Raw genomic sequence first — 7,622 nt, 5'->3', positions numbered from 1 at the left:
GGGAAGGCCCCGCCCGGGGTGCCGGGCGGGGCGTGGACGGAACGGGGGACGAGGTGCGGCGGCCGGTCAGGCGTCCGGGTCGACGCCGACCGTGAGCGTGCCGCGGTAGCCGGCGGACGGCGTGCTGCCCAGCGCCGTCACGGCGAGCAGCCCGGCGGCGGTGCCACCGTTGCCGTAGATGCCGTCGGCGGACAGGGGGGTGCGGGGGACGGTGTTGGTGGAGTACGGGGAGAGCTTGGCCACCGCCTCGGTGATCTTCTCGTCGAAGAAGAGCTGACCGGTGTGGATCTCGTTGCCGCCGGTGAACGAGCCGTCCGGGGTGAGCGTGACGCCCGTGTGCACCTTGAGGTGGACATGGATGCAGCGGCCTCGGTACCAGCCGGGGTAGATCCCGGTGAGCTTGGCCACCCCGTCGGTGCCGGTGAGCACGCCGCCGCGCAGGAACTTGCCGTTGTCCGGCTCCTGGTGGCCGTTGTTGCCCACGAAGCCGGAGTACTCGCCGAGCGCGTCGCAGTACCAGATCTCCACCAGCGCCTTGTTGATGGGCGCGCAGGTGGCGGTGTCCACGACGGTGAGGACGAGTTCGAGCGGGACTCCCTTCTTGTCCTCGGCGACGCTCGCGCGTACGAGGGCGTGGTCGAGGTAGTACGGGCCTTCGGTGAGCTCCTTGGTGAGCTTGCAGATGGCGGCGGTGGTCCCGGCGGCCGTGTCACTCGCGGTGGCCGTCTCGGGGCGGACGGCGGCCGTGCCCGCGCCGATTCCGATGGCCGCCGCGGCGGCGCTTCCGGCGAGCAGTACTCTTCGGCGCCCCATGGGGGCGGGGGATTGGTCTGTCATGAGCATGGAAAGGTAGAGGCGGTTCCTGTGGGACGCCTGTGGATTCGGCAAAGTCCCCGCCCGTCAACTCTCGATACGGCCAACTCCCTTGCGGCATGCGGGTGTTGACAGCATCACAAGCGCTTACTAGCTTCTTCCGGGATGGCCGCTGTCCGCCGGGGCGATCCTGACCACATCGCCCGGCGCCAGGGCCCCGCACCGTCAGAGCCGCAACCTTTGGCGATCTCCACCGGCCTTTGTGATCAGCGTGCTTGCCGCTCACCCGCGCTCATCCCGCAAGCGATTGCCCCTCCCGTGTGGAGATCCTCCGAATGAGAGGACTCCCCCATGCGCTCGACGCACGACCACGGCACCACGGACCACGGCACCACGGGCGACGACGTCATGGACGTCACCCGCGTCACCGCCCGCGACCGACGCCGGCTGACCGCGGTCGCCGCGGGTGTCACCGCTGCGCTCGCCCTCGGTGGCCTCTCCACGGTCTCCGCCCATGGCGCGGACTCGGCCGACTCCGCACGCTCCGACACCGCACACCCCACCGCCGCACGCTCCGCCACGGGGGCGCGTCCCACCGCCGAGACCACCCCCCTCGGCTTCGGCGCCGGTACCACGGGCGGTGGGAACGCCACCGCCACCACCGTGACCTCCCTGGACGCCTTCAAGGCCGCCGTCACCGGCGACAAGGCCAAGGTGGTCAGGGTCTCCGGGCTGATCTCCCTCACCGGCCAGGTGGACATCGGCTCCAACACCACCGTGCTGGGCGTGGGTTCGGGCTCCGGTTTCACCGGTGGCGGACTGCGGCTGAAGGAGTCGACGAACGTCATCGTCCGCAACCTCGACATCAGCAAGCCCCGGAAGCCGTCCGACGGCATCACCGTGCAGAAGTCCACCAAGGTATGGATCGACCACAACACCTTCTCGGCCGATCGCGACCACGACAAGGACTACTACGACGGTCTGCTGGACATCAACCACGGCTCGGACGACATCACCGTCTCCTGGAACAAGTTCGCCGACCACTTCAAGGGCAGCCTGGTCGGCCACAGCGACAACAACGCGAGCGAGGACACCGGTCACCTCAAGGTGACGTACCACCACAACTGGTTCTCGGACGTGTACTCACGCATCCCCAGCCTGCGCTTCGGCACCGGCCACTTCTACGACAACTACGTGCGGGGCGCGGAAACCGGTGTGCACTCCCGGATGGGCGCGCAGACGCTGGTCGAGAACAACGTCTTCCGCGACACCGAGGTGGCCGTCACCACCAGCCGGGACAGCGATGTCGACGGCTACGCGGTGCTGCGCGGCAACGACCTGGGCGGGGCGGCCACGGAGGTGTCCCAGACCGGCAGCTTCACCACCCCGCCGTACGCGTACACGGCGGAACCGGCGTCCTCCGTCGTGGCCACCGTGACCGCCCAGGCGGGCGCGGGGAAGCTCTGAAACGCGTCAGCACCGGCCCCCGGCGGTCGTCAGGAGGGCAGGACCCACATCGGGTTGGCGTAGAACCACAGATCGCGCCACGGGTCCGCATCGCCCGGCACATCCATGGCCGGGCCGTGCGGATCCACCGCCGCGCCCCGCGCGCCCACCGCCACGCGGTTGCCGTCGGTGCCGCGCAGCCGTACGTACAGCGGGCGGTCCACGGGGCCGAGGTCGTAGGAGAGCCGGACCGTTCCCGTCGTGCGGCCGATCTCGAACGATTTCACCACCCGGGTGCGCGGCGCCGCGAACGTGTCACGGTCGTCCGCCGCGCCCGTGACCTCGCCCTGAATGACGTCGACCCGCGCCAGCTTCGGTACGAAGCCGGCCCAGTTGGGGCCGTTCGCCAGGGCGATGTCCACCTCGAGCCGCACCCGGGTGCCGCGCGCCACGTGCAGTGTGCCGCCCAGGGTGACCGAACGCCCCCGGCCACCGCCGAGCCGCGCGTCCAGGCCGCTGATCAGCCCGCCGTGGTCCACCCACACCCGGCCCGCCCGGATGCCGTCCATGACGGCGGCGTACGAGAAGTCCTCGGCGCCCACATGGGTGCGGCTGTACTGGCCCGGCCAGTAGTCGTTCTCCTCCAGGTCGAGCCCGCCCCGGTACACCGGGTCGTTCTGCCGTCCGTTGGTCTCGTAGTCGCTGCCGGGGCCGCGCGTCGCGGTGTCGGCGTAGACGTTGTGGGAGTCGGAGTTGGCGGTGATCCACCACGGCTTGCCCTCGCTGAGCAGGCTGTCCCACAGCCCGCCCACCGTGGCCGTCATCCAGTCGAAGCCGCCCCAGGTGCGGTACGACTCGGCCGGGTACGCGGCGAAGGACTGCGGCCCGGGGGCGTTCTCGTACAGCCCGCGCGCACCGCCCGGGCCGTGCGCCGAGGCCGGGATTCCGGCGGCCTGGTGGCCCGGCGCGCCCTCCATGCCCACGGCGATATGCGGCTGGGCGTCCCGCCAGCCCCGGATCTCGTGCGGGGAGTCCAGGCCCTTGCGGGCGGGGTGGTTGGCGAGCATCAGCGCCGCCTTGACGCGCCGCCGGCGCACCGCGTCGGAGAGGAAGTCAAGACCGGCGATGGCCAGGGCCTCGTTCCGCGGGGTGGAGTCCCCGGCGTTCCTGACCGACCCGTCGAAGGAGGTCTCGAACTCCTTGAGCACCGCCACCTCGTCACGGCCGGGGTGGACGAAGACCGTGCCGTGCTCGGCGCCGGGGATGTTCCACTCCAGCCCCTGGAAGACCAGCGCGTCCCGGTGGGTCTCGCGCGCCTCGCGGATGTCGGGGTTGACCTTCTCGACCCCGATCCGGGCGTGGGTGACGTTCCCGTGGTCGGTGATCACCATCCAGTCCAGGCCGTGCCGGGCACCCTGCCGCACCTGGTCGATGACCCGGTACTTGCCGTCGTTGCTGTACTGGGTGTGGATGTGGTGGTCCCCGGCCAGCCACAGATAGCCGCCGCCGTGCCGGGAGCCGGGCGTCGCCGCGCCGTTCGCCGCGACGGCGCGCGCGGTGCCGCCGTCCAGCACGCTCACGGCGCCGAGCCCCGCGCCCAGCAGCCCCGCGCGGCGCAGCATCGAGCGCCGGGAGAGCTGGTCGGGGGTCAGCTCCTCGTCCCGTACGGACAGGTCGAGGGCCGGGGGCAGGCTGTGCACCGCGAGTTCATCGTGAGGGTGGTGATGTCCGGGGGCCATAGGCGCGAACCTAAGCAACGCGGTTGAACACCAGCCGAACACCGCACGCCCAACAGCCCATCGTCAGCGGTTCATCAGCCGAGAGGACACCTCCTTGAGACTCATCGGACGCTTAGCCGTCGCCGCCGCGGCGGCGCTCACCCTCTGCGCGACCGCGACCCCGTCCGGCGCCACATCCGCGGTGGCGGACACCCAGGCCCCCCGCGCCACCACGGGCACGTTCAACGTCCTGACCTACAACGTGGCGGGGCTCCCCGAGGGCCTGTCCTCCGGCCACCCCGCCAAGAACACCCCGCTGATCTCGCCCCGGCTCGGCGCGTACGACATCGTCAACGTCCAGGAGGACTTCAATTACCACGCCGCGCTCTACGCCGGTGACGACCACCCGTACCGCACCCCCACCAGCGGTGGCGCCGGTTTCGGGGACGGCCTCAACACCCTCTCCGACCTGCCGTACGACGACTTCGAGCGGGTGAAGTGGAACCGGTGCAACGGCACCGACTGCCTCACCCCGAAGGGCTTCACCCTCGCCCGGGTGCGGCTGGCCGAGGGCGCGTACCTCGACCTGTACAACGTGCACACCAACGCGGGGACGACGGACGCCGACCTCACCGCCCGCCGGGCCAACATCACCCAGCTCTCCGACTACATCACCGCCCACTCCTCCGGCAACGCGGTGCTCGTCATGGGCGACACCAACACCCGCTACACCCGCGCCGCCGACAACATCCGCGACCTCGCCACCCGCAACGGCCTCACCGACGCCTGGGTGGACCTCGTGCGCGGCGGCTCGGCCCCGCCCGCCGGTTCCGACGCCCTGGTCTGCGACCCGGACAACGTCACCGACACCTGCGAGGTCGTGGACAAGGTCCTCTACCGCTCCGGCCCGCTGCTCTCCCTCACCGCCACCCGCTACCACAACGCGCACACGGCCTTCCTCGACGCCGACGGCAAACCGCTGTCCGACCACTATCCGCACACCGTGGACCTCTCCTGGCGCACTCCGGCCGCGCTGCGCGCCAGCGACCAGTTCGGCGGCCCGCACGGCACCGCCTTCAACGACGCCGACGACCTGCCCGCCGCACCGCCCGCGCCCCGCACCCTCACCCTGCGCGGCGGCTCCCGGCTGGACGCGGTGTCCCTGGCCATGGACGGCGGGGCGGCCCTCACCCACGGCGGCACCGGCGGCACCCCGGTCTCCCTCACCCTCGGCCCCGCCGAACACCTCACCTCCGTGACCCTCACCCGGGGCCAGAAGGACGGCCGTACCCGTGTGTTCTCGGCGGCGTTCACCACCGACACGGGCCGTACGGTGACGACCGGAACGCCCACGTCGGACGCCGCCACCTATACCGCCCCCGCGGGCTGGCGGATCGTGGGTTTCACCGGCCGCGCCGGTGACGAGATCGATAAACTCGGCGTCCTTTTCGCGCTACGCTAGGCCAGTAGGCTTCGGCCCATGCGTGATCTTGTGAGTGGCTTCGGTTATCTGATGAAGGGGCAGCGCTGGGTGGCCCGGCATGGGAGATGGTGGGGGTTCGGGATGATTCCCGCCCTGATCACCCTCGTCGGCTACGCGGCGGCCCTCGTCGCCCTCTTCTTCTGGACCGATGACGTCATCGCATGGGCCACGCCCTTCGCCGACGACTGGTCCTCACCCTGGCTCGGCATCTTCCGTGGCGCCCTTACGATTCTCCTCGCCGCCATCTGCCTCTTCCTCGCCGTCCTCACCTTCACGGCGGTCACGCTCCTGGTCGGCCAGCCCTTCTACGAGTCGCTCTCCGAGCAGGTCGACCGCTCCGAGGGCGGCGCGGTCCCCGACTCCGGCCTGTCGATCTGGGCGGAGCTGTGGATAGGGCTGCGCGAGGCCATCGCCCTGCTCATCCGCGTCACCCTCTGGAGCGTGCTGTTCTTCGCGCTCGGCTTCATCCCGGGCGTCGGCCAGACCGTGATCCCCGCGCTGGCCTTCTGCGTGACCGGCTTCTTCCTCACCGAGGAGCTGACCTCGATCGCCCTGCTGCGCCGCGGCATCCTCCTGAAGGAGCGCCGCCGCATGCTCCACTCCCGCCGCCTGCTCTCCCTCGGCTTCGGTGTCCCCCTGGCCCTCCTCTACCTCCTCCCCCTGGTCGCGGTCTTCCTGATGCCGGGCGCCGTCGCGGGCGCGACCCTGCTGGTCCGCGACCTGACGGGCGAGAACGAGCCCGCGACCCCGCAGGGCGAGACCGCGGCGGGCCCGGCGGGCGCCTTCACTCATCCCTACTGAGCAGGAGTTCAAGCTTTCGTGGTGGTCGATGGGCGACGCGATCGACGCGGTCGCGCAGGGCCGCTTCCTGCTTCCGGCCGGGCCCTTGGCTCTGCTGCTCGCCGAGCGCCCGGCCCGCGGCGTCAACGGGTCGTAGCGGCGACCACGGTGAGGACCGAGCGCACCTGGGCGGTGATGGCCTCGCGGTTGTGGACGAAGTCCGGGTCGGTGACCTGGCCCGTGGCGGGGTCGGTGTTGCCCGGGCCGAACTGCAGGACCGGGGTGTGGAGATGGCCGCCCGGGGCCTTCAGGCCGACCGCGTCGCGCAGCAGGGTGGCGCGGTAGGCGATCTCGTTGGAGAGGTAGTCGCCGCCACCGCCCGCGCGGGCCGTCGAGCCGGGGGTCGGGCCGTCCGGGCGGACCACGGGTGTGGTGCCGCCCGCCGGGATCTCGGTGACCTCGGTGTGGTCGTAGACGGGGACGGGGCCGGTGTTCGCCGCGACGATCTTCTCGTAGGGGAGGGTGGTCGTCGTCCACTGCGGCTGGGGCTGCGGGGTCGGCACACCGGCCGGGATGGGCACGGTCTCGGTGCGGGAGACGTTCGCGTTGTCCGGATAGCCGCCCCGCCAGGCGCCGTTGGTGCGCTCGACGTCGAACCGGCCCACCCGGCCCTGGCTCACCGTCAGGAACGCGTCCACCCGGCGCGGCCCCGACCGGAAGGCGGGCAGCAGCGTCCGCTCGACCGTGCCGTCCGCGAAGTCGGCCCAGCGGACGGGGAAGACGGCGGTCTCGACACGGGCCGGGCCGTTGTCGGTACGGATCGTCGTCCCGTCCAGCGCGAGCGCCGCCGCGCCGGAGGGGTTGGAACGGCGGACATCGGCGTCCAGCTGGAACGGGTCGAAGCCGGTGACCACGATGCGCTTGACGTGCGTACCGGCGGGGAGGTCGAGCGAGTCCTGTCCGCGTGAGGTGCGCTCCAGCGTGGTGAGGAGCGCGGCGCGGCGGGCGTCGGTGAGCGGGAAGCCCGGCTGCCACTGGCCGAGCGCGCGGGTCATCCCGAGCCGCGCCCAGTACAGCGGCCGGTCGTCGTCCCGGCTGAGGTCCCCGCCGGCGGGCCCCCGGCCCTGTACGCGGTCCACGGCGCGCTTCCACAGTGCCCGGCCCTCGCGGGTGATCACGCGCTCGGCCTCGGTGGCGGAGTGCGTCCCCGCCAGGGCGCGGGCGAAGTCCGGTGCCACGTCGTCGAACCCGCTGCGGCGCAGGATCTCCTGGGGCGCGGCCTTGTCGAGCCGCTGCTCCTCGACGGTGGGGGTGGCGGTGGTGTCCGGCGCGGCCACGGCGGGAGTGGCGATGGCCAGGGAGACGGCGGCCACGGTGACCAG

Annotated in this window: 6 protein-coding genes; 3 read left to right on the top strand and 3 right to left on the bottom strand. The window is 71.8% G+C overall.

Going from position 1 to position 7,622, the window contains the following annotated elements:
- Positions 1–66: 66 nt before the first annotated feature.
- Positions 67–843, bottom strand: coding sequence for an intradiol ring-cleavage dioxygenase (locus tag GWI24_RS36475; protein WP_210950326.1), 777 nt, complete (start codon positions 841–843; stop codon positions 67–69).
- Positions 844–1,164: 321 nt separating this feature from the next.
- On the opposite strand from GWI24_RS36475, the gene GWI24_RS36470 reads away from it, so the two are divergent.
- On the top strand, positions 1,165–2,280 hold the full coding sequence (locus tag GWI24_RS36470; protein WP_247617366.1) for a polysaccharide lyase family 1 protein: 1,116 nt from the start codon (positions 1,165–1,167) through the stop codon (positions 2,278–2,280).
- Between the two features lie 29 nt (positions 2,281–2,309).
- On the opposite strand, the gene GWI24_RS36465 is transcribed toward GWI24_RS36470, so the two are convergent.
- Positions 2,310–3,998, bottom strand: coding sequence for a PHP domain-containing protein (locus GWI24_RS36465; protein WP_247617365.1), 1,689 nt, complete (start codon positions 3,996–3,998; stop codon positions 2,310–2,312).
- Positions 3,999–4,092: 94 nt separating this feature from the next.
- Here GWI24_RS36465 and GWI24_RS36460 point away from each other — a divergent pair, with 94 nt between their 5' ends.
- On the top strand, positions 4,093–5,439 hold the full coding sequence (locus GWI24_RS36460; protein WP_210950325.1) for a jacalin-like lectin: 1,347 nt from the start codon (positions 4,093–4,095) through the stop codon (positions 5,437–5,439).
- Between the two features lie 18 nt (positions 5,440–5,457).
- The gene (locus GWI24_RS36455) at positions 5,458–6,261 is read left to right on the top strand and encodes an EI24 domain-containing protein (RefSeq protein ID WP_210950324.1); all 804 of its coding nucleotides are present in this window, start codon (positions 5,458–5,460) and stop codon (positions 6,259–6,261) included.
- A 122-nt stretch (positions 6,262–6,383) separates the two neighbouring features.
- Here the strand turns inward: GWI24_RS36455 and GWI24_RS36450 are convergent, their stop codons facing one another.
- Positions 6,384–7,622: a pyroglutamyl peptidase gene (locus GWI24_RS36450; RefSeq protein WP_210950323.1), complete on the bottom strand. Its 1,239-nt coding sequence runs from the start codon at positions 7,620–7,622 to the stop codon at positions 6,384–6,386.

Origin of the sequence: Streptomyces sp. MK37H (assembly GCF_018035285.1) — a bacterium.
In the GTDB taxonomy this organism is placed as follows: domain Bacteria; phylum Actinomycetota; class Actinomycetes; order Streptomycetales; family Streptomycetaceae; genus Streptomyces; species Streptomyces endocoffeicus.
The sequence above is the reverse complement of the archived record's forward strand: the minus strand, read 5'-3'. Positions and strand labels throughout refer to the sequence as shown.

Excerpts from the sequence above, each read along its gene's own strand:
- GWI24_RS36475 (WP_210950326.1), bottom strand. The coding sequence starts at position 843 with ATGCTCATGACAGACCAATCCCCCGCCCCCATGGGGCGCCGAAGAGTA.
- GWI24_RS36470 (WP_247617366.1), top strand. The coding sequence starts at position 1,165 with ATGCGCTCGACGCACGACCACGGCACCACGGACCACGGCACCACGGGC.
- GWI24_RS36465 (WP_247617365.1), bottom strand. The coding sequence starts at position 3,998 with ATGGCCCCCGGACATCACCACCCTCACGATGAACTCGCGGTGCACAGC.
- GWI24_RS36455 (WP_210950324.1), top strand. The coding sequence starts at position 5,458 with ATGCGTGATCTTGTGAGTGGCTTCGGTTATCTGATGAAGGGGCAGCGC.